This is a genomic window from Herbidospora galbida (genome assembly GCF_005233835.1).
Lineage (GTDB): Bacteria > Actinomycetota > Actinomycetes > Streptosporangiales > Streptosporangiaceae > Herbidospora > Herbidospora galbida.
Genome location: NZ_SZQA01000014.1, coordinates 25128 through 46102, shown reverse-complemented (window position 1 = coordinate 46102; position 20975 = coordinate 25128). Strand labels below are relative to the sequence as shown.

The window sequence follows — 20975 nt, the reverse complement described above, 5'->3', positions numbered from 1 at the left end:
TTCCCCCTGTGGTCGGAGACATGTCCAACCCCCAGTCGGATACGCGGGGACACCTCCCTTCTTTACCGTTTGAGCAATCCACGGGAGGTAGAGAAATGTTTGGACTCACTGCTGTCGTCGCGGGGCTGGCGCTGCTGCTCATGGGCAATATCGCCGGGCTGTTCTACGCCTATTCGGTGTCGGTCGTTCCGGGGCTCAACGCCACGCGGGCCGATCACGCCGTCGCGGCGATGCAGCAGATCAACGTCAAGATCCTCAATCCGGTGTTCTTCGCCTCGTTCATCGGGGCGCCGCTGGTCGCGGCCGTGGCCGGGGTGCTGCTGCTGAGTTCGGGGCAGCGTGGCGCGGCGATGTTCTTCTTCGCGGCGACGGCCGTCTACGTGCTCGGCGCGTTCGTGCCGACGGCGATCGTGAACGTCCCGCTGAACAACGCGCTGCTGGCGGCCGGGGAGATCACCGACCCGGCGCGGGCCGCGCAGGTCTGGGCCGAGTTCGCGCCGAAGTGGGCGCCGTGGAACCACCTTCGCACCGTGGCCAGCTGCGCCGGGCTGCTGCTGACCGGCGCCGCCCTGTTCGTCTGGGCGGGGAACCGCTGACCCTCCCTATGCTGGGGAGGTGCGCGAGACCTTTGAACTGGATGACGAGTTCATCCCGCTCTGTGACCTGCTGAAATATCTGTCCATCGCGGAAAGCGGCGGCGAGGCCAAATACATGGTCGCCGAGGGCTACGTGCTGGTCGACGGCGAGGTCGAGCTGCGCAAGCGGTTCAAGGTCCGACCCGGCCACGTGGTGAGCGGCGACGGCTTCGAGATCGAGGTCGTCGCCGCCGCACACTAGTTCTGGCGCGGTTCCGCCACGAAGACGACGCCCTGGCCCGACACCTCGAAGGTGCCCGCCGAGGCGGCGTGGAAGGCCGAGTCGCCCGGACGCAGCTTGAGTTCGCCGGCCAGCACGACCGCTCCCTCGACGCACACCGCGATCCGCGGCACGCCGCCCGGCAGGGTGCGGCCCTCGCCGGGGACGATGCGGCGCAGCTGGAACTCGGGGCAGTGCGGCAGGTAGAGGTCGCCGACGGGGACGATCTCGGCGGGCTGCTCGTCGGGGTCGGTGATGCGCAGCAGCTCTTCGATGTCGATCGGCTTGGGGGTCAGCCCGGCCCGCAGCACGTTGTCGGAGCTGCCCATGATCTCGACGCCGAAGCCGCTCAGGTAGGCGTGCAGGACCCCGGCGCCCAGGTAGATGGCCTGGCCGGGAGCCAGTTCGTGCTGCCGCATGAGCAGCGGCGCCAGCACGGCGGGGTCGGCCGGGTAGCCCTCCGCGAGGGTAGCCACCAGCGGGTCGCACGAGGCCCGCACCACGTCGGCGACCAGCGCGGGCCGCTCGTCGGCGGGCCATTCGAGCAGCAGCCGCAGCGCGCCGAGCACGTCGCCGGCCGCCAGCCGGTCGACCACCGGCCGCAGGGCGGGCAGTTCGAGCGCCCCGACCAGGGCCGCCGCCTCGGGGCCCGGCCGGAAGCCGGCCAGCGCCGAGAACGGGGTCAGCGCGACGATCATCTCGGGCTTCGGCCACGGGTCGGAGTAGTTCTTGTCGCCCCGCAGGAACCCCTCGGCCGCCTGGTCGAGGGTGGGGTGCACCTGCATGGAGAGGGCGGCGTCGACCGCGATGAGCTTCATCAGGTAGGGCAGCCGCTCCCCGAACCGCTCGACGACCTCGGGGCCCAGCTCACCGGCGGGGTCGGCGGCGATGACCTCGTTGAGCGCCTGTTCCACGCCGTCCCGCGTCAGCCGCGAGGGACCCGACGGATGCGCCCCGAGCCACATCTCCGCCTCGGGTCCGGTCGCGGTACGGCCGGTCAGCGCGGCGATGGCCGTGCGGGAACCCCATCCGTAGTCCTTGATCGGGTTGGTGAGCAGGTCCACGTCGTCTACGTCCTCAGGAGTCGGTGTCGTTCCCATCGAGGGTGCCAGAACAGGATGTCATTCGCGTCCGAGTGCCAGTGCCGCGGCACCGAGCAGTCCGGCGTCGCGGCCGAGGCTGGTCGGCTCGACCTTCAGGCGGCGGAGGAACCCGAGCCCGGCCTGGTCGGCCACCGCGCGCCGCAGCGGGGTCAGCAGCGTCGTGCCGGCGGCGGCCACCCCGCCTCCCACGACGACGTTGTCCACGTCGAAGAGGGCCGCCGTCGTGAGGATCGCGGTGGCCAGCGCGCCGGCGGCCCGGTCGAACGCCTCCACGGCCACCGCGACGCCGCGCTTCGCGTCGGCGGCCAGCGCCCGCGCGTCGACCGGCCGCCCGGCCCAGAAGGTCGGCTCGACCGCCTGCTGCCAGCCGTTGGCCAGCGCCCACCGGACCATCGACGGCCCGGACGCGATCGTCTCCACGCACCCGACCGCCCCGCACCGGCACGCCTCCCAGCCCTCACCGGCCCGGATGTGCCCGATGTGCCCGGCGTTCCCGGTCGGCCCGAGGTGCGGCTGCCCCTCGAACACCAGCCCGCCGCCGATGCCGGTCGACACGACGATGCCCAGCAGCGCCCCCGCCTTGAACCGGCCCCGCCACCACTCGCCGAGCGCCATCAGCTGCCCGTCGCCCGCGAGGTGCACCGGCACCCCGGGCAGCAGCTGGGCCACCGTCTTGACCAGCGGGAAGTCACGCCAGACCGAGATGTTGACCGGGCTCACGGTGCCCCGCACCGCGTCGAGCGGCCCGGCCGAGCCGATGCCGACGCCGGTCAGGCCCTCTTCGGAGATCAGCCCCGGGACGACGATCCGCGCCACGATGTCTTTCAGCGTCGCCGTGGGGTCGGGGCCGACCGGCATCTCCAGCTTGGCGGTGATCGTCCCCGTGGGTTCGACCGTCGCGGCGGCGAACTTCGTACCTCCGATGTCTATCGCCAAGACGGTCATGGATTCCCCTGTCTATTCGTTGACGCAGCGGAGCACCGGATAGGCGGTCAGGGCCTCCGGGCCGAGATCCTTCCCGGTCACGACGAAGGTCGCGGTCTCTCCGGGGAGCAGGGTGACGAGCATGTCGTCGACGGCCGCGGCCGGGTCGAGGCGGTCGGGGAACAGTGCCAGGTCGCGGACCAGGGTGCGGGCGGTGATCTCCACCCGTACACCATCACTGAGCTGCTCTGTCGTCACGTCGTAGGCCGCCTGCGGGAGGTCGCTGGTGAAGAACCGGAGGGCCCGCAGGTCGCCGACGGAGGCGCTCACGAGTTCCTTGGACGGGTCGCCGGGCGTCATCGACGCGGGCAGCGGGACGGTCATCGCCGAGCGGGGGGCCAGCCGGACGGGGAAGCGTTCGCGCGCCAGTTCCCCACCCTGGACGGTCAGCCGGACCACCGACAGCTCGGTCTCCCATTCATCGGAGGTGTCGTTGACCACGGCGACGGTTTCGGGGTTCTGGAAGGTGACGAGACGGTCGGCGAAGCTGCGGCGGAGGGCGTACCAGAGCGGCTTTCTGCGGCCGTCGCCGTCGACGGCGGCCCACGACGTGACGGGCCAGCAGTCGTTGAGCTGCCAGACGATCGTGCCCATGCAGTAGGGCATCAGCGAGCGGAAGCGCTCGACGCCGAACGCCATCGCGTGGGCCTGGTTGAGCTGGGTGTAGTAGTGCCAGTCGTCGAAGTTCCGAGGCTGCGGCAGGTGGTCGCCGAGGCCGCGCAGCAGTTTCTCGTTGCCGTCGAGGGCCTTCTGGTGGTGCATGACGCCCTTGGACGTCGGCGTCAGCGGCTCGTCGGAGACGGCGCGGCGCAGCGTCGCGAAGGCGGGCGGGCCCTGAAAGCCGAACTCGGCGACGAAGCGCGGGGTGTAAGTGCCGTAGAAGGTGTAGTCCTCGCGGTTCCAGACGGTCCAGATGTGGGTGGTGCCGCGCGAGGGGTCGTTCGGCGGGGCGTCGGGGCTGCCCGAGTAGGGCGAACCCGGCCAATAAGGGCGCGTCGGGTCGAGCTCGGCGACGATCGCGGGGAGCAGGTCGAAATAGAACCCGGCGCCCCAGCTCCGGCCGTCGAGGGTGTCCTGCCAGCCCCAGTCCGCGTGGCCCTCGATGTTCTCGTTGTTGCCGCACCACAGCACGAGCGAGGGGTGGCTCGACAGCCGCGTGACCTGCTGGCGGGCCTCCGCCTCGACCTCGGCCCGGAACGGACCCTCCTCGGGGTAGGCGGCGCAGGCGAACGGGAAGTCCTGCCAGACCAGCACGCCGAGGGCGTCGGCCTGGGCGTAGAAGTCCTCGCTCTCGTAGAGGCCGCCGCCCCAGACCCGCAGCGTGTTGGCGCCGGTATCCACAGCCTGTTGAAAACGTTCGGCGACCCGCTCACGGGTGACCCGGTTGGGGAAGCAGTCGTCGGGGATCCAGTTGAAGCCCTTCATGAAGACCGGCTGACCGTTCACGACCAGCCGGAAGGCCTCACGCTCCAGAACCACCGACCGGAAGCCGATCTCACGCGTCCACACGCTGTCGCCGGCGGTCACGGTCAGCGTGTAGAGGGCCTGCTCGCCGTGGCCCCGGGGCCACCACAGATCGGGCTCGGGCACGGTCAGGGTGATGACGGCGGTGCGCTCGCCGGGCGCCAGGCGTACGCGATCTTCAACCCCGGCGACGGACGCGGTCACGTTGAGCGGCGCCTGAGCGGCGCGGTCGACGGTGATGTGGACCCGGACCTTCCCGTCGCGGCCGTCGAGGGTCACCAGCGGTCGGACCTCCGCGAGCCGGGCGGACGACCAGGTCTCCAGGTAGATGGGCCGCCAGATGCCCGAGGTGACCACCGTCGGGCCCCAGTCCCAGCCGAAGTTGCAGGCCATCTTCCGGATGAACTGGTAGGGCTCGCCGTAGGCGCCGGGCCGGTCGCCCAGCGCGGCCCGCTGCTTCTCGGCATAGCCGTAGGGCGCCTCGAACAGCACCTTCAGCGTGTTCTTCCCCTCCCGGAGCAGGTGCCGGGCCGGGAAACGGTAGACGCGGTGCTGGTTGGCGGTCTGGCCGATCTGGACCCCGTTGAGGATCACCGTCGCGGCCGTGTCGAGGCCCTCGCAGACGAGGTCGGCCCGGTCGTCGCCGGGGTCGGTCCAGTCGAAGGCGGTCTCGTACGACCAGTCGGTCCGCCCGATCCACCGGAGTCTGTTCTCGTTGTCGTCGAGATAGGGGTCGGGGATGACCCCCGCGTCGAGCAGGTCGGTGTGCACGCATCCCGGCACCGTCGCCGGCAGCCCCGCCACGACCGGGCGGGGCTGCCCGGTCGACGAGACTGCGGTGACGGTCCATCCTTCGTGCAGCGTCCTGATCACGACGCGTCCTCCCATTTCGTGTGCAGTTGCGGCACCGACGCCAGCAGCTTCCTCGTATAAGCGTGCTCCGGCTGCTCGAACACGGCGTCGGTGGGTCCGTACTCCACGATCCTTCCCTTGTGGAGGACGACCGTCCGCTCACTGATGTAGTTCCCCAGCGCGAGGTCGTGGGTGATGAACAGCACCCCGAGCCCGCGCTGCTTGAGGTCGGCCAGCAGGTTCAGCACGTCGATGCGGGTGGACGCGTCGAGCATCGAGATGATCTCGTCGGCGACCAGGTACTCGATGTCGAGCAGCAGCGCCCGCGCGATCAGGAGGCGCTGGAGCTGGCCGCCGGACAGCTGGTGGGGGAACTTGTTCAGCACCGCACCCGGGCTGAGCCGGACCGCGTCGAGGGCGGCCTCGATCTTCGCGGTCCACTCCTTGTCGGGCACGCCCTTGAAGTAGACCTCGCGGATCATCGCGAAGACCCGGTCGGCCTTGAAGACCGGGTTGTAGGAGCTGAACGGGTCCTGGAAGACGCCCTGGACCTTGCGGTAGTAGTCGCGCTTGCCCATCTGGCGCACGTCGCGGCCGTCGATGGAGATCGTCCCGGAGGTCGGCGGGAGCAGCCGGAGCACCATCTTGCCGATCGTGCTCTTGCCGCTGCCGCTCTCGCCGATGAGCGAGACGACCTCGCCCGGCTTGATCTCGAAGCCGGCCTCGTCGACCGCCGTCATGGTCTGCCCGCCGAACGCGCCGATCCGGTAGACCTTGGTGACCCCGTCGAGTTTCAGCATCAGGCGGCCTTCCAGCAGGCGACGACGTGGTCCTTCTCGACCTCGACCGGCGGCGGGTCCTCGGCGCACTTCTCGAACGCCAGCGGGCAGCGGTCGCGGAACCGGCATCCGGGCACGGGGTCGAGCAGCGACGGCGGGTTGCCGGGGATGCCGGTGAGGCGCTTGTCGGCGTAGCGCACCCCGACCTCGGGGAGCGAGGAGATCAAGAGCTGGGTGTACGGGTGTTTCGGCGCGTTCACCACGGTCGAGGCCGGGGCCTTCTCGGCGAGCTTGCCCGCGTACATGACCATGATCGTGTCGGCGAGCTGGTTGGTCAGCGAGATGTCGTGGGTGATGAAGATCATCGACTTCACGAAGCCCCGGTCGCGGAAGCCCTTCAGCGTCGTCACGACGGCCTTCTGGGTGGAGACGTCGAGGGCCGAGGTGATCTCGTCGGCGATCAGCAGCGACGGGTTGAGCAGGGTCGAGATGACCATGACCATGCGCTGCTTCATGCCGCCGGACAGCTCGATCGGGTACTTCCCGAGGACGTCCTTCGGCAGTTCCACCAGGTCGAGGCGGGCGTGCAGCTCGTCGAGGTCGAGCTTCTCGCGGCGCGACTCGAGCAGTTCCCTGACCATGCGGCCGATCTTGCGGGTCGGGTTCATCGCGCTCATCGAGTACTGCGGGATGAGCGAGACCTGCTTGAACCGGTAGGGGTTCATCTTGACGTCGTCGCCGATCGGCAGGACCTGGCCGTCGAGGGTGACGCTGCCGCCGACGTGCTTCATCCGGCCGTCCAGCCGGATGAGCGCCTTGCCGAGGGTGGTCTTGCCGCAGCCCGACTCGCCCGCGAGGCCGAGGATCTCGCCGTCGCGGAGGCCGAACGAGACCCCGTCGAGGGCTTGGACGTCGCCCTTCAGGGTCCGGTAGTAGACCCTGAGGTCGTCCACTTCCAGGGTCATCTACAGCTCCCTCAGCTTGGGGTTGAACACCTCGTCGAGGCCGACGTTGGCGACGTACAGGGCGCCGACGATGAGGGTGATGCCGGCCCCGGGTGGGACGAACCACCACCACAGGCCCAGATGCATCGCGCTCCACTGGTGGGCCTGTTGCAGCATCAGGCCGAGGGAGACGGCGTCGGTCGGGCCGAGGCCGATGAAGTCGAGCGACGAGGCGATCAGGATCGACCCGCCGAACAGCAGGATGAACGTGAGCAGCAGGTAGGAGCTCATGTTCGGGGCGATCTCGCGCATGATGATGCGGCCCGACCCCACCCCGCTGAGCCGGGCCAGGTCGACGAAGTCGCGTCCGCGCAGCGAGAAGGTCTGGGCGCGGATCGACCGGGCCGCCCACGGCCACTGCGTCAGCCCGATGAACAGGGCCTGCATGCCCGCGCTCCGGACGCCGATGTAGGCGTTCAGGATGAACAGCACGGCCAGCGTCGGCAGCACCAGGACGATGTTGGTGAGCATGTTGAGGATCTCGTCGATCCAGCCGCCCTTGTAGCCGGCCAGGAACCCGACGACCATGCCGATGACCGCCGCGATGCCGCCGCCGAGCGCGCCGACCAGGAACGTCGTGCGCAGCCCGTGTACGAACTGGGCCCACAGGTCCTGCCCGAACGTGTTGGTGCCGAGCCAGAACTCCCCGCCGGGCGGCTGCATCTGCATGCCGACGTACTCGGTCGGCGGTTTGTCGATGAAGAACGGCCCGATCACGCCGATGCCGAGCAGTACCAGGATGATCCCGGCCCCCACCAGCAGCTTCGTGTTGCGGATCGCGAAGTACAGCGCCTCCGCCTTCATGCCGCGGCACCCGCCATTCCGACTCGCGTACGGGGATCGACGATCACGTAGACCACGTCGATGATGAAGTTGGCGATCAGCACGCCCAGCACGATGAACAGGAACGCGCCCTGGAGCAGGAAGAAGTCCTTGTTCTGGATGGCCGCCAGGATCAAAGACCCTAGTCCTGGGTACGAGAACACGATCTCCGTCACCAGCGCGCCGGCGACCAGCACGCCCAGTTGCAGCGCGAGACCGGTGATCTGCGGCAGCACGGCGTTGCGGAAGGCGTAGCGCCGGATGAGCTTCTGAGGTGCCCCGAGCGCCGACATGTAGTTGGCGTAGTCGGATTCGAGCTCGTAGATGATCACGTTGCGCATGCCGATCGCCCAGCCGCCCAGCGCGACCAGGAACAGCGACGAGAACGGCAGCAACCAGTGCCAGGCCAGGTCGACGAAGAAGTCCCACGTGAACGAGGGCGTCATCGAGAAGCTGTAGCCGCCGGCCACCGGGAAGACCCCCCACACGACGCCGAAGCCCCAGGCCATCAGGGCGGCCAGCCAGAGGTAGGGCGTGGCGGTCAGGACGTACGAGACGGGCAGGACCGTGTTGTCCAGCACCTTGCGGCGCGCGGCGAGCGCGCCGAGCCGGTTCCCGACCACCCAGCTCAGCAGGATCGACGGGATGAGCAGCGCCAGCGAGTAGGGCACCGCCCGGGTGAGCAGGTCGGCGACCGGCGTCGGGAACGCCCACAGGCTGATCCCGAAGTCGCCGCGGAACAGGGAACCCCAGGAGTTCAGGTACTGCTGCCACCAGGGGAGGTCGAAGCCGAACAGGTTGTTGTAGTAGACGCGCAGGGCTTCCTGGGCCTCCGGCTGCGCGACCCGGGCCCGGGCCAGCATGCTCGCGACGGGGTCACCCGGCATGAGACGCGGCACCAGCCAGTTGACGGTCACGGCCATGAAGAAGGTCAGCCCGTAGATGAGCAGTTTCCTGCCGAAATAGCGACGCAAGAGGGGTTCTCCCTAGGGAGGCCCTCCCCGGCTTCGCAGCGCCGGGGAGGGCCGAGACGGGTTGGCTAGGGAGCGACCGGCTGCAGCGACGCGAGCGACTCGAAGCCGCCGAGTTCGAGCCAGTTACGCCACATCGTGGGCGCCGACTTGGGCGCGCTGCCCTCGCTGGAGGGCCAGTTCTTCCAGACGCTGCTGCTGACCTGCGACCAGAGGCCGTTGTACCAGAGCGGGATGACCGGCATCTCGTCGAGCATGATCGCCTCAAGCTGCGAGGAGACCTTCTTCATGCCCTCGATGTCGTCGGTCTTGGTGCCGTCGAGCTGCTGCACCAGCTTCCAGGCCTCTTCGTTCTCGTACCGGGCGAAGTTCACGGTGTTCTGCTGCGCCTGGACGGGGAGCTGGAAGACGTACTCGAAGTAGGTGTACGGCGAGTTCGACAGCTGCCGCTCGTTGTTGATGACCAGGTCGAACTTGCCCGAGTTGCGGGCCTCGACGAGGGCGTTGTAGTCGGGGAACTCGGCCTCGACGTTGATGCCCGCGGCCTTGGCGCCGGCGGCGATGACCCGGATGGCCTCCATCCAGTCGGTCCAGCCGGCCGGCACGATCAGCTTGAGCGCGATCGGCGAGCCGTCCTTGTTCTCGACCATGCCGTCGCCGTTGCCGTCCTTGTAGCCGGCGGCGGCGAGCATCTGCTTGGCCTTGTCGGTGTCGAACGCGAAGCCCTTCTGCCCGACGACCGCCTGGTCGACGAACTGGTCCCACTGCGGCAGCAGGCCGGTCGGGCTGGCGGGCTTGACCAGGTTGCCGTACACGCCCTCGACGATCTTCTTCACGTCGACCGAGGTGGCCAGCGCCTTGCGGAAGGCGGCGTCGTTCAGCGGCTTCTTGGTGGTGTTGGGCACCAGCCAGGCGGTGTTGGCCGACAGCATGTAGGGCGGCTCGGGGTAGAACGTGGTGATGCCGAAGTTGCCGCTGACCAGGTTGGCCGCGCCCGGCAGGAAGTTGTTGGAGAGGTCGAGGCCCTTCTGCAGCAGCAGGCCCATCGCCACCTCGTTGGAGGAGTTGACGATGTCGACGATGTACTTCGGCTTCGGGTCGAGGTTCAGCTGGGCCTTGCCCCACCAGGTGTCGTTCTTCACCCAGGCGACGCGGTCCTGGTCGTGGCTGTGGTACTTGTACGCGCCGGTCCCGACGGGGTTCTCGTTGATCCCGTCCAGGACGTCCTTCTCGGCCCGCCCCTCCCAGATGTGCTTGGGCACGATCGACCGGCTGTAGATGTTGAAGTCCCACTGCTGGTAGTTGGCCTTGGAGAAGGTGAACCGCACGGTCGACGCGTCGGGCGCCTCGATGCCCGAGAGCCAGTTCCACAGGTTGTGGTAGGGGACCGTCTCCATCTTGCCGAGCTCGAAGGTGAACTTGACGTCCTCGGCGGTGAACGGCTTGCCGTCCGACCAGGTGATGCCCTGGCGCAGCTTGACCTCGTACGTCGTGTCGTCGACCCACGAGCCGCTCTGGGCCAGCCACGGGGTGAGCTTCCCGGCGACCGGGTCGAAGTGGAACAGCGTCTCGTAGACCAGGCCCTTGGTGCCGGTCGCGGAGTCCCACTCGCGGATGGGGTTGAAGTTGGCGGGCGGGCCCCACTGGGTGCCGCTCGTGTAGAGGGTCTCGTTCCTCGGGAAGGCGCCGCCTTCGGCGGCGGGAGCAGGTGCGGCCGGCGCCGACGCCCCCGGGGCCGGAGTGGGGGTGCCACCGCTCGTACACGCGGCCGCGAGTAAGCCCGCTGCCACGATAGGGATCAGAAACCGGGTAGCGCGGTTCCGCATCGTCTCTACTCCTTGCATCCACACACAAACTGGCCAACCCCGATGGGTCGACCGGCGGGAGCTCCCGGCCGACGTGTTGGGAGCGCTCCCAAGGGAGATCCCAATGCGTGATTCATGGCTGAACCGGATAAGTACCGAGACCGTAAAATCCACATGACGGAGGTGTCAATAGGCTGATATACGCTGAACCAGTTAAGTCGCACGACGGGGTGGGTTCGTGAAAAGACCGACGATCTCTGATATCGCACGTCAGGCAGGGGTTTCGAAGGGCGCGGTGTCCTACGCGCTCAACGGGCAGCCCGGTGTATCGGAGTCCACCCGGCAACGCATTCTTGCTATAGCCGATGAAATCGGCTGGCGACCGAACAGCGCCGCCCGCGCCCTGAACGGCGCCCGCGCCAACGCGATCGGCCTGACGCTGTGCCGTCCGGCCCGCATCCTCGGCATGGAACCGTTCTTCATGGAGCTCATCAGCGGCCTGGAGGCCGAGCTGTCGGCGCGCGACTTCGCGCTCATGCTCCAGGTCGTCGGCGACCACGACGCCGAGATCGCCGTCCACCAGCGCTGGTGGGGCGAGGGCCGCATCGACGGCGCGTTCCTGGTCGATTTGCACGTCGACGACCCGCGCGTCCCGGTCATGGAGGAGCTGGGCATGCCGGTCGTCGTCATCGGCGATCCGTCGGGGGCGGGCTCGCTGGTGCCGGTCTGGTCCGACGAGGGCGCCCCCGTACGTGAGACCGTCGACTACCTCACCGCCCTCGGCCACCGGCGGATCGCCCGAATTGCGGGCCTACCGAAACTCGTCCACACCACGCTGCGCGACCGCGAGTTCGCCCACGCCTGCGCCGGGCTCGACGAGTGCCCGGTCGTGCACACCGACTACACGGGCGAAGAAGGCGCACGGGCCACGCGGCGCCTGCTGTCGTCGCGGGTCAGACCCACCGCGATCGTCTACGACAACGACATCATGGCCGTCGCCGGCCTCTCGGTCGCGCAGGAGATGGGCCTGGCCGTCCCCGCCGACCTGTCGATCGTGGCCTGGGACGACTCACCCCTGTCTCAGGTCGTACGCCCTCCGCTGACCGCCCTGACCAGGGATATCCCGGCCTATGGGGCACACGCCGCGCGTATGCTGCTCGACCTGATCGACGGTTCGGTGACCGGTTCGTTCGAAGACCGGGCGGCCAGTCTGAATCCTCGCGGAAGCACCGGACCGCCGGTTTCGGCCGGGCATTAGGGGATTCGTCGTTACACTTTGCAGCGGTGACCGGGGGTGGCCCCGGACGGTTTCCCCCGGGGGTAGGGCGTTGAGTCAGGTCGACGTGCGTCCAAAGCTGGTTCCGCCGCCGCTCCAAGAACGGCCCCGCCGCCTGTGGGTCGCGTGGGTGCAGGTGCTGATCGCGGCCGTCATGGGCGTCGTGGTCGGGGCGGTGAGCTTCGTGGTCACCGGCTATGTGAAGGTCACCACGAACGTCAAGCACGAGTCGGTCCCGACGGCCGACCTCGGCCACCGTCCTGACAAGATCAACCCGGCGCTGAACGTGCTCATCGTGGGCTCCGACCAGCGCAACGGCGCGAACGCCAGATACGGCGACTTCGCCGGGGAGCGCACCGACACGATCATCCTGGCCCACATCTCCCCCAAGCGCGACGGCGCCACGTTGATCAGCTTCCCGCGCGACTCGCTCGTCCAGTTGCCGGCCTGCCGGGCCCACAAGGGCTTCCCCGGCCAGAACGCCCACGTCGGGATGATCAACGAGTCGTTCAACTCGGGCGGCATCGGCTGCACGTGGAAGACGATCGAGACGCTCACCAAGATCCACATCGACCACTACGTGAAGGTCGACTTCACCGGCTTCAAGGCCATGGTCGACGCGCTGGGGGGTGTGCCGGTCTGCGTACCGGAGCCCGGGATCAGCGACAAGAAGGCCCTGCTGACCCTCGCCCCCGGCAAGCAGACCCTCAACGGTGAACAGAGCCTCGGTTACGTACGCGCCCGCTACAGCCTCGGCGACGGCTCCGACATCGGCCGCATCCAGCGCCAGCAGATGTTCCTGGCCGCGATGGCGAAGAAGGCGATGAGCGGCGAGACCCTCACCAACCCCGGGGCGCTGCTGGCCCTGCTCGACGCGGTGACCAAGTCGATCACCACCGACCCCGAGCTGACCCCGTCGGTGCTGAAGGACCTGGCGCTGAGCGCCGAGGGCCTGAAGGCGGGCTCGATCCGGTTCATCACCACGCCGTGGCACTACTCGCTGACCAGCCCCGGCCGGGTCGAGTGGGTGCAGCCGCAGGCCAAGAACCTGTTCACGATGGTGGCCAAAGACCAGCTGACCTCGAAGGTCGACGCGGGCGAGCAGAAGATCCCCAAGAGCCAGATCCACGTGCTCGTGCAGAACGGCTCGGGCCGCTCGGGACTGGCCACGAACGTGGCGGCGATCCTGGAGCAGCGCGGCTACCACATCCTCGGCGTCGAGGACGCGCCCAAGCCCTACGCGAAGACGTTCGTGAAGTACACCCCCAACGGCCAGACGCGCGCGGCGCGGGTGTTCCGCGAACTGGTGAAGTCGACCACGTTCAACGTGCGGGGCGGCACCACGCAGCAGGTCGTCCTGGTGCTCGGCGCCGACTACCAGGGCCTCAAGGAACCGAAGACGACCATCGAGGACGTCGAGGGCTTCGACGCGACCCACGACACCTGCACTACACGGTAAGCGTTAGGGCAATCCCGAACAGGGCATACGGGACGTCATGCGCGAAAACCGGAGCCTGCGCAGGGCCCTCGCCCTGACGCTCGCTTCGACGCTCCTGTGGGGCGTCGCGCACATCTGGACCGGCCGGACGCGCACCGGCCTCACCCTCGCGGCCGTGTGGCTGACCCTGCTGTCGGCCGGGGTGACGGTCCTCGGCAACGCGCCGACGCTGCCGCTGCGGCGACTCGACGTCGTCGTCGCCGCCGGGGCCGCGCTGGCCGTGGCGTGGGTGGCAGTCATCGTCTGGTCGTGGCTGGTGATCCGCCCCCGGCGGGTGCGCTTCGGCCTTCCCCTGCTCGCCGTCGCCGGGCTCTGCGTCCTGGTGGCCGCGCCGCTGGGCTACGCGTCGCGGCTGGCGTACGTGTCGAACGAGGTCGTCAGCTCGGTCTTCGTCGCCGACGACCCCGCGCCCCAGGTCGTGACTCCGGTGGTGGACCCCTGGGCCGGCCGCGAGCGCCTGAACGTCCTGCTCGTCGGCGCCGACTCGGCCGAGAACCGGCCCGGCGCCCGGACCGACAGCATGACGGTGGCGTCGGTCGACACCCGCACGGGGGAGTCGGTGCTGTTCTCCCTGCCGCGCAACCTGCAGAACGTGCCGGTCGACGGCTTCCCGCCGGCCGCGCTGCTCAACGAGGTCTTCCAGTGGGGCGAAGACCACGGGCGCTCCGGCGCCGACCTGCTGAAGTCGACGGTCGGCGACATCCTCGGCCTCGACGTCGACTACTACGCGATGGTGGACATGCGGGGCTTCGCCCAGATCATCAACGCGATGGGCGGCGTGACGGTGAAGGTGCCGCACGACATCGTGTTCGGCGCCTACCGCGAGGGCCTCATCAAGGCCGGCACCCACCACCTCAACGGCACCCAGGCACTGTGGTTCGGACGTTCCCGCACCGACAGCGACGACTACCAGCGCATGGGCCGGCAGAAGTGCCTGCTGAACGCGGTCGCCGAACAGGCCGACCCCCTGAAGGTGCTGCGCGGCTTCGAACGCATCGCGGACGTCACCAAGCGCTACGTGTCGACCGACATCCCGCGCAGCCTGGTGCCCGACCTCATCGACCTGGCCCCGAAGGTCAAGGGCGCCGACATCAAGAGCCTCCAGTTCGTGCCGCCGCTGATCCGGACCGGCGATCCCGACTGGGAGCTGATCCAGGAGAAGGTCGACGAGGCCCTGGGCGAGCGCACCCGACCGATCGCCGCGACCCCGGCTGCCAAGCCAAAAGCCGACAAACCGGTCGACCTGGACGAGTCCTGCGCCTGAAGCCGGGAATCAGATGTCCTAAAACCTATCGGACTTGACGGGAATCTTGGATCGCCCTTTAATACTCCCTAACCCGACTTATTAAGTAGGAATCAGGGAGAAGCGTATGAAGGCTCGCAGGGTTCGCGGGGTCGTCGCCGCGCTGGCCGCGGTGATGGTCACCTCGCTCGCGGCCGCCTGCGGCGGGGGCGGAACGACCGCCGAAGGGGGCGCCTCGGCTCCCGCCGGCGGGGCACCTGCGGAGAAGAGCGAGCTCCGGCTCGGGTTCTTCCCCAACATCACCCACTCGACCGCCCTCGTCGGCGTCGAGAAGGGCTACTTCACCAAGGCTCTGGGCGACAACGTCACCCTGAAGACGAGCACCTTCAACGCCGGTCCCGCCGCCATCGAGGCGGTCTTCTCGGGGGCCATCGACGCCACCTACATCGGCCCGAACCCCGCGATCAACGCGTGGGAGAAGTCGAAGGGTCAGGCGATCAAGATCGTGGCCGGGGCGGCGTCGGGGGGCGTCTACCTGGTCGTGAAGCCCGAGATCAACACCATCGAAGACCTCAAGGGCAAGAAGGTCGCCACGCCACAGCTCGGCAACACCCAGGACGTCGCGCTCCGCTACTACCTGGACGAGAAGGGCATCAAGACCGACACCAAGGGTGGCGGCGAGGTGTCGATCGTGCCGCAGGAGAACTCGCTGACCCTGCAGACCTTCGCCACCGGCGACATCGACGCCGCGTGGGTGCCCGAGCCCTTCGCCAGCCGCCTGATCCAGGAGAGCGGCGGCAAGGTCCTGATCGACGAGCGCGACCTGTGGCCGAACAAGCAGTTCGTGATCACCCACCTGATCGTCCGGCAGGAGTGGGCCAAGGAGCACCCCGACCTGGTCAAGAAGCTGATCGAGGGCCACGTCGAGTCGACCGCCTTCATCAACTCCGACCCGGCCGGCGCGGCGACGGCGGTCAACGCCCAGCTCGAGAAGCTGACCGGCAAGCCGCTCAAGCCCGAGGTGCTCGACTCGGCGCTGAAGAACATCACGTTCACCAACGACCCGATCGCCTCCTCGCTGGTCGGCAGCGCCGACCACGCCATCAAGGTGGGGCTGCTGAAGCCGATCGACCTGACCGGCATCTACGACCTGACCACGCTGAACGGGATCCTGTCCGCCAAGGGCGAGACGGCGGTGAGCGACAAGTGACAGCTCCTACCCAGGAGCTCGGCCACGGCCGGACGGAGGGCCCCGTGCCCGCCGTCCGGCTGGACGCCGTCTCCAAGGTGTACGGCCGGGGCGCCACCAGCCTCCTCGCCCTCGACCAGGTCTCCCTGTCCGCGTCACAGGGCGAGTTCGTCTGTCTCCTCGGCGCGTCGGGTTGTGGCAAGAGCACCATGCTCAACCTCGTCGCGGGCCTCGACCGGCCGACCGCCGGGACCATCGAGACCGGCGGCAAGCAGATCGCCATGATGTTCCAGGAACCCGCCCTGTTCCCCTGGCTCACCGTGACGGGCAACGTCGAGCTGGCCCTGCGCAAGCTCGACCGCAAGAAGCGCAAGGAGCGGGCGGCCGAGCTCCTCGACGTCGTCCACCTCGGCGGCTTCGCCAAGAAGCGCCCCCACGAACTGTCCGGCGGCATGCGCCAGCGCGTCTCCCTCGCCCGCGCGCTCGCCCAGGAGGCCGACATCCTCCTGATGGACGAACCCTTCGGCGCCCTCGACGCGATGACCCGCGACCTGCTCCACGACGAACTCGAGCGCATCTGGCGTGAGCGCAACCTCGCGATCCTGTTCGTCACCCACAACGTCCGTGAGGCGGTCCGCCTCGGCGACCGGGTGGTTCTCCTGTCCAGCCGCCCGGGCACCGTCATCGAGGACTACACGGTGGAGCTCGAACGCCCCCGCCGCACGGAGTCGGCCGAGGTCGCCAAGCTGGCCGGCGAGATCACGGTCCGGTTGAAGGAGGAGGTCAGCCGCCATGGCCGTTGAGAGCCCCGAAAAGATCAACGCCCAGATCGCCGGCCTCGACGCGCTCGAGATCCAGGTCAAGGCCAAGCGCAACCTCCCTGCGGCGATCTGGGGCCGCCTGTGGCCCATGCTGCTGGCCATCTCGATCGTGCTGGCCATCTGGGAAGCGGTCGTCCTGGCCGAGTTCTGGCCCGAATACGTCTTCGCCGGCCCGGTCACCGCGCTCGGCGAGCTCGGGACCCGCCTGGGCGAGGCCGAGTTCTGGCACGCCATCGCCACCACGATGCGCCGGGCCGTCTCGGGCTTCCTGCTGGCCATCCTGGTCGGCGTCGTCATCGGCGCGGCCGTCTCCCGGGTCAAGCTGCTCCGGGCGGCGTTCGGGTCGCTGATCACCGGTCTCCAGACGATGCCGTCGATCGCCTGGTTCCCGCTCGCCATCCTGCTGTTCGGCCTCACCGAGAACGCGATCACCTTCGTGGTCGTGCTCGGCGCGGCGCCGTCCATCGCCAACGGTCTCATCACCGGCGTCGACTACACGCCGCCGATCCTGCTCCGGGCCGGTCACGTGCTCGGGCTGCGGCGGATCTCCCTCTATCGGCACCTGATCCTGCCCGCTTCGCTGCCGTCGTTCCTGGCGGGACTGAAGCAGGGCTGGGCGTTCGCGTGGCGGTCGCTGATGGCGGGCGAGATCCTGGTGATCATCGCCAACCAGCCCTCACTGGGCGAGCAGCTCCACTACGCCCGAGAGCTGGCCGACTCGGCCCGCCTGCTGGCCACGATGATCATCATCCTGCTCATCGGCGTCGTGGTCGACGTGCTCTTCGGCGCGGCGGACAACGCGCTGCGTCGCCGCTGGGGTCTGGACCAGCGGATCGGCTGACAGGCATGCGCCTGTCCGCACGCACCCATTACGCGCTCCGGGCGGCGGCCGAACTCGCGGCCGCCCCTCCGGGGCCCGTCCCGGCGGAGCGCATCTCGACCGCCCAGCGCATCCCGCGCCGGTTCCTGGACAACATCCTGCTGCAACTGCGCCGCGCGGGACTGATCCACAGCCAGCGCGGCCCCGACGGCGGCTACTGGCTGGCCCGGCCCGCCGACCAGATCACCCTCGCCGAGGTCATCGTGGTGATCGAAGGCGTGCCCCAGGACAACGAGGCTTTCTTCGGCGCCTCCGAGCCGCTGGAGAAGGTCTGGGCGGCGCTGCGCGAGAACGAGACCCGCGTCCTCACCGGAGTGACCCTGGCCCACCTCGCCGGAGGGTCTTTGCCGACCCTGTGACACATACCTCACCTAAGCCTCATCAGTTATGGAAGACTCCCAGTCCAGGTGTGTCGGGGCCGGTGCAGAGGCAGGCTTTGATGGGTAGTCCGGGGCAGCTCGTCGTCAAGCGTTATCGGCTCGTCCGGGCGCTGGGGCAGGGCAACACGGGCATCGTCTGGGAGGGCCACGACGACCTGCTCGACCGCCCGGTGGCCGTCCGCGAGGTGCTGCTCCCGGCCGGGCTCCGCGAGAGCCGCCTGACCGCGCTGCAGCAGCGCATCGCGCGGGAGTCGCGGCAGGCCGAGCGGCTGCGGCATCCCGGCATCGCCGCCGTCTTCGACGTCGCCGAAGAGGACGACACGCTGTACGTCGTCATGGAACTGGCCCGGTCGCGGTCGCTCGACGGGATCGTGGCGAGCGACGGGCCGCTGGAGGTGCCCAAGGCCGCGTACGTCATCAGGACCGCCCTTGCCGCCCTCACGGTGGCCCACGCGGCCGGGGTGAGGCACGGCGACGTGCGGCCCGCGAACATCCTGGTCGGGCATGACGGCCGGGTCGTGCTGGCCGACTTCGGCGTGGGGGCGGTCGCGGCCGACCCGGTGTTCGCCAAGCGGGTGGGCGAACGGTCGCCCGCGCACGGGGAGTCGTGGAGTTCGGCGCGCTCGGCCGCCACGTTCCGGGCGCCGGAACGGACCGATCCCGACGCGCCCGTCAGGGAGACCGCCGACCTGTGGTCGCTGGGCGCCTCGCTCTACTTCGCGGTCACCGGCAAGCCCCCGGTGCTGCCGCAGGAGAAGCCGCGGACCCCCGCGAAGGACGTCGAAGTGTCGGCCGCCCCCGAGGAACTGCGGCCGGTGCTCGCCGCGCTGCTGGCGCGCGACCCGAAGCGGCGTCCATCCCATGAGACCGCCGACCGAATGCTCGCGGCGTTCGAGCCGCCGCCGGCCCCGCCCGAGCCGAAGCCGGTGCGGGGCAGCGGGCGGATGCGGTTCATCGCGGTCGGCGCGGCCGTCGTCGTCATCGCGGGCGCGGTCAGCGGATGGGCCCTGTTACGTCCCGAGTCGACCGTCATCACCACCCGCACCGCCGCGACCGACCCGACCACCGCGCCCGTCGTGCTCCCGTCGCCGTCGCCCTCGCCGGTCGAGGCGCTGAGGTTCAAGCTCATTCCGTACGACTCCCCGGCCGGCTGGCACGCCATGGCGCCCCGGACGTGGAAGCGCACCGTCGGGGAGTACTCCGTCTGGTGGGTCGACCCGCGCAGACGCGGCCACCTGTCGATAGAGGTGACCAACCAGGTCGGCACCGATCCGCTGGCCGCCCTCCACGAGGCCGAGGCGTTCCTTTATCCCAACGTGGAGGCGTACACGAAACTGCGTCTGAAGACCGTCGGGTCGAAGCTGGGGTCGGCGGCCGATTGGGAGTTCACCTGGCGCCAGGTTCGTAACGCGCGAGACACACACCTGGTGAAGGGGGAGACGTACCACCAATATCGGCGCGTCATCTCCACCGAAACCACGACAACGGTGCTCACCTGGACGACCACCGCCGCCGAATGGGAGCGCATGCGGCCGACATTGCTGCGGGTCTTCCGGGCCTACTCGCCCACGCAGATCTGAGGTCCATGGCAAACTGATTACGACAATCATTTTCATCGTCGTGATCAGGGAGACCACCCGTGCGTGTTGCCTTCGTCGGCAAGGGCGGCAGCGGCAAGACCACCCTTTCCTCGCTCTTCGCCCGCTACGCGGCCACCCGAGCCCGGGTCGTGGCGATCGACGCCGACATCAACCAGCATCTCGCGCTCGTCCTGGGCGCCGCACAGCAACCCCGCCCACTCGGCGGCATGCTCACCGAGATCAAAGACCACCTGCGCGGCGACAACCCGCGCATCCCCTCGGCCTCGGTCATGGTCAAGACGACCCCGCCCGGCCGGGGCTCGCGTCTGCACACCCTCGACGACGCGTTCTTCCCGTCGGTCGAGGTCGAGGGCCTGCGGCTGATGGCGACCGGCCCGTTCGGCGAGAACGACCTCGGCGTGGCCTGCTACCACTCGAAGGTCGGCGCGGTCGAGCTCTACCTCAACCACCTGGTCGACGGCCCGGGTGAGTACGTCGTGGTCGACATGACCGCCGGGGCCGACTCGTTCGCCAGCGGCATGTTCACCAAGTTCGACGTCACCTTCCTCGTGGTCGAACCCACCCGCCAGGGCGTCAGCGTCTACCGGCAGTACCAGGAGTACGCCGCCGAGTTCGACGTCGCCGTCGCGGTGGTCGGCAACAAGGTCCAGACCCCCGACGACCGCGCGTTCCTGCGCGACCAGGTCGGCCCCGACCTGCTCACCTGCCTCGACCACAGCCCGGCCGTACGGGCCATGGAACAGGGCCGTGCCTTCACCCTCGACGACCTGGAGCCCGGGAACCTCGCCGGTCTCCAGACCCTGCTCGACCGAGTCGACGCGGCCGAGAAGGACTGGGCGAAGTTCGGCCGTCAGGCGCACGAGTTCCACCTGCGCAACGCGCGCGCCTGGGCGGACAAGGCGACCGGCGTCGATCTGGCCGACCAGATCGACCCCGACTTCATTTTCGGGAGTGTCGCTTTGGAAAACGAGACGCGGGCGGCCGAAGGCCGACTGTGGCTCGCGCTGTGAACCTGCCTGAAATAACGTCGTAAATGCCCCAACCGAGAGGAGAAAGCCTCATGTCGCTGACCGTTCCGAACGATCTGCTCGACCAGGCCAGGGCCGGTGACGTGGACGATGCGGCCTTCGTGGCCTGCGTCCGCGACTCGTTGCCGTACGCATGGGGGCTGATCAGCGAGCTGGTCAGAACGCGGACCGAGTCGGGCGCGACCTTCGCCGACAACCAGGTCCCGCCGCCGGACGAGGCGGCCCGGGGGCAGCTGCTGCGCTGCCTCGCCAGTGACGCCATGCGGGGCGCGCTGGAACGCCACTTCCAGGTGAAGCTGGCGTTCCAGAACTGCCACCGGGTGGCCGTGTTCGACCCGTCGGCGACCGCCGAACTGGCCGACTTCACCACCGCGCGCGCCCAGATCCTCAACCAGCAGCCGGAGCTCGTCGACTGCTAGT

20 protein-coding genes are annotated in these 20975 nt (G+C 69.0%); 12 read left to right on the top strand and 8 right to left on the bottom strand.

The window, feature by feature from the left end:
* Positions 1–95: 95 nt before the first annotated feature.
* Together FDA94_RS16175 and FDA94_RS16170 are read left to right on the top strand one after the other, a co-directional pair.
* Complete coding sequence (locus FDA94_RS16175; RefSeq protein ID WP_137247892.1) at positions 96–596, top strand: anthrone oxygenase family protein; 501 nt, start codon at positions 96–98, stop codon at positions 594–596.
* Positions 597–615: 19 nt separating this feature from the next.
* Positions 616–837: an RNA-binding S4 domain-containing protein gene (locus FDA94_RS16170; protein ID WP_137247891.1), complete on the top strand. Its 222-nt coding sequence runs from the start codon at positions 616–618 to the stop codon at positions 835–837.
* Here FDA94_RS16170 and manA read toward each other — a convergent pair.
* The 8 genes from manA to FDA94_RS16130 all read right to left on the bottom strand — a co-directional run bounded on the left by manA (position 834) and on the right by FDA94_RS16130 (position 10624).
* The gene (gene manA, locus FDA94_RS16165; RefSeq protein ID WP_137247890.1) at positions 834–1919 is read right to left on the bottom strand and encodes a mannose-6-phosphate isomerase, class I; all 1086 of its coding nucleotides are present in this window, start codon (positions 1917–1919) and stop codon (positions 834–836) included. The two genes, FDA94_RS16170 and manA, sit on opposite strands and share 4 nt — an antisense overlap.
* Positions 1920–1976: 57 nt before the next feature.
* Positions 1977–2903 (bottom strand): ROK family protein, encoded by a 927-nt coding sequence (locus FDA94_RS16160; protein ID WP_137247889.1) that lies wholly within the window; start codon positions 2901–2903, stop codon positions 1977–1979.
* A 12-nt stretch (positions 2904–2915) separates the two neighbouring features.
* Positions 2916–5294 carry a glycoside hydrolase family 2 protein gene (locus FDA94_RS16155; RefSeq protein WP_137247888.1) on the bottom strand — a complete coding sequence of 793 codons (2379 nt, stop codon included), beginning with the start codon at positions 5292–5294 and terminating at the stop codon, positions 2916–2918.
* Positions 5276–6058, bottom strand: a complete 783-nt coding sequence (locus FDA94_RS16150; RefSeq protein ID WP_137247887.1) for an ABC transporter ATP-binding protein — start codon at positions 6056–6058, stop codon at positions 5276–5278. Before FDA94_RS16150 ends, FDA94_RS16155 begins: the two co-directional genes overlap by 19 nt.
* Entirely contained in the window at positions 6058–7002 is a 945-nt protein-coding gene (locus FDA94_RS16145; protein WP_137247886.1) for an ABC transporter ATP-binding protein, read from the bottom strand. The genes FDA94_RS16150 and FDA94_RS16145 overlap by 1 nt, the downstream gene beginning before the upstream one ends.
* Entirely contained in the window at positions 7003–7845 is an 843-nt protein-coding gene (locus FDA94_RS16140; RefSeq protein WP_137247885.1) for an ABC transporter permease, read from the bottom strand. It lies immediately after the preceding gene.
* Complete coding sequence (locus tag FDA94_RS16135) at positions 7842–8837, bottom strand: ABC transporter permease (protein ID WP_137247884.1); 996 nt, start codon at positions 8835–8837, stop codon at positions 7842–7844. The genes FDA94_RS16140 and FDA94_RS16135 overlap by 4 nt, the downstream gene beginning before the upstream one ends.
* A 65-nt stretch (positions 8838–8902) precedes the next feature.
* Positions 8903–10624: an ABC transporter substrate-binding protein gene (locus tag FDA94_RS16130; RefSeq protein WP_246059962.1), complete on the bottom strand. Its 1722-nt coding sequence runs from the start codon at positions 10622–10624 to the stop codon at positions 8903–8905.
* Between the two features lie 253 nt (positions 10625–10877).
* Here FDA94_RS16130 and FDA94_RS16125 point away from each other — a divergent pair, with 253 nt between their 5' ends.
* The 10 genes from FDA94_RS16125 (at position 10878) to FDA94_RS16080 (ending at position 20974) form a co-directional block, all read left to right on the top strand.
* A complete protein-coding gene (locus tag FDA94_RS16125) occupies positions 10878–11897 on the top strand; it encodes a LacI family DNA-binding transcriptional regulator (protein WP_137247882.1) in 1020 nt (339 codons plus the stop codon).
* An 85-nt stretch (positions 11898–11982) separates the two neighbouring features.
* A complete protein-coding gene (locus tag FDA94_RS16120) occupies positions 11983–13374 on the top strand; it encodes an LCP family protein (RefSeq protein ID WP_246059961.1) in 1392 nt (463 codons plus the stop codon).
* Between the two features lie 37 nt (positions 13375–13411).
* Positions 13412–14677, top strand: a complete 1266-nt coding sequence (locus FDA94_RS16115) for an LCP family protein (RefSeq protein WP_137247881.1) — start codon at positions 13412–13414, stop codon at positions 14675–14677.
* Between the two features lie 106 nt (positions 14678–14783).
* Positions 14784–15866: an ABC transporter substrate-binding protein gene (locus tag FDA94_RS16110; RefSeq protein ID WP_137247880.1), complete on the top strand. Its 1083-nt coding sequence runs from the start codon at positions 14784–14786 to the stop codon at positions 15864–15866.
* Positions 15863–16648, top strand: coding sequence for an ABC transporter ATP-binding protein (locus FDA94_RS16105; protein ID WP_212735351.1), 786 nt, complete (start codon positions 15863–15865; stop codon positions 16646–16648). The genes FDA94_RS16110 and FDA94_RS16105 overlap by 4 nt, the downstream gene beginning before the upstream one ends.
* A complete protein-coding gene (locus tag FDA94_RS16100) occupies positions 16638–17507 on the top strand; it encodes an ABC transporter permease (RefSeq protein WP_137247879.1) in 870 nt (289 codons plus the stop codon). The genes FDA94_RS16105 and FDA94_RS16100 overlap by 11 nt, the downstream gene beginning before the upstream one ends.
* Positions 17508–17512: 5 nt before the next feature.
* Positions 17513–17905 (top strand): RrF2 family transcriptional regulator, encoded by a 393-nt coding sequence (locus FDA94_RS16095; RefSeq protein WP_137247878.1) that lies wholly within the window; start codon positions 17513–17515, stop codon positions 17903–17905.
* An 80-nt stretch (positions 17906–17985) separates the two neighbouring features.
* Positions 17986–19506, top strand: coding sequence for a serine/threonine-protein kinase (locus FDA94_RS16090; protein WP_137247877.1), 1521 nt, complete (start codon positions 17986–17988; stop codon positions 19504–19506).
* Positions 19507–19565: 59 nt separating this feature from the next.
* Positions 19566–20537 (top strand): ATP-binding protein, encoded by a 972-nt coding sequence (locus FDA94_RS16085; protein ID WP_137247876.1) that lies wholly within the window; start codon positions 19566–19568, stop codon positions 20535–20537.
* 50 nt (positions 20538–20587) lie between these two features.
* Complete coding sequence (locus tag FDA94_RS16080; RefSeq protein ID WP_062430486.1) at positions 20588–20974, top strand: SCO5389 family protein; 387 nt, start codon at positions 20588–20590, stop codon at positions 20972–20974.
* Position 20975: the final 1 nt, after the last annotated feature.

Bases quoted from the DNA above. Each gene is read 5' to 3' on its own strand.
- FDA94_RS16175 (WP_137247892.1), top strand. From the start codon at position 96: ATGTTTGGACTCACTGCTGTCGTCGCGGGGCTGGCGCTGCTGCTCATG.
- FDA94_RS16160 (WP_137247889.1), bottom strand. From the start codon at position 2,903: ATGACCGTCTTGGCGATAGACATCGGAGGTACGAAGTTCGCCGCCGCG.
- FDA94_RS16155 (WP_137247888.1), bottom strand. From the start codon at position 5,294: ATGGGAGGACGCGTCGTGATCAGGACGCTGCACGAAGGATGGACCGTC.
- FDA94_RS16150 (WP_137247887.1), bottom strand. From the start codon at position 6,058: ATGCTGAAACTCGACGGGGTCACCAAGGTCTACCGGATCGGCGCGTTC.
- FDA94_RS16145 (WP_137247886.1), bottom strand. From the start codon at position 7,002: ATGACCCTGGAAGTGGACGACCTCAGGGTCTACTACCGGACCCTGAAG.
- FDA94_RS16140 (WP_137247885.1), bottom strand. From the start codon at position 7,845: ATGAAGGCGGAGGCGCTGTACTTCGCGATCCGCAACACGAAGCTGCTG.
- FDA94_RS16115 (WP_137247881.1), top strand. From the start codon at position 13,412: ATGCGCGAAAACCGGAGCCTGCGCAGGGCCCTCGCCCTGACGCTCGCT.
- FDA94_RS16110 (WP_137247880.1), top strand. From the start codon at position 14,784: ATGAAGGCTCGCAGGGTTCGCGGGGTCGTCGCCGCGCTGGCCGCGGTG.
- FDA94_RS16100 (WP_137247879.1), top strand. From the start codon at position 16,638: ATGGCCGTTGAGAGCCCCGAAAAGATCAACGCCCAGATCGCCGGCCTC.
- FDA94_RS16095 (WP_137247878.1), top strand. From the start codon at position 17,513: ATGCGCCTGTCCGCACGCACCCATTACGCGCTCCGGGCGGCGGCCGAA.
- FDA94_RS16090 (WP_137247877.1), top strand. From the start codon at position 17,986: ATGGGTAGTCCGGGGCAGCTCGTCGTCAAGCGTTATCGGCTCGTCCGG.
- FDA94_RS16080 (WP_062430486.1), top strand. From the start codon at position 20,588: ATGTCGCTGACCGTTCCGAACGATCTGCTCGACCAGGCCAGGGCCGGT.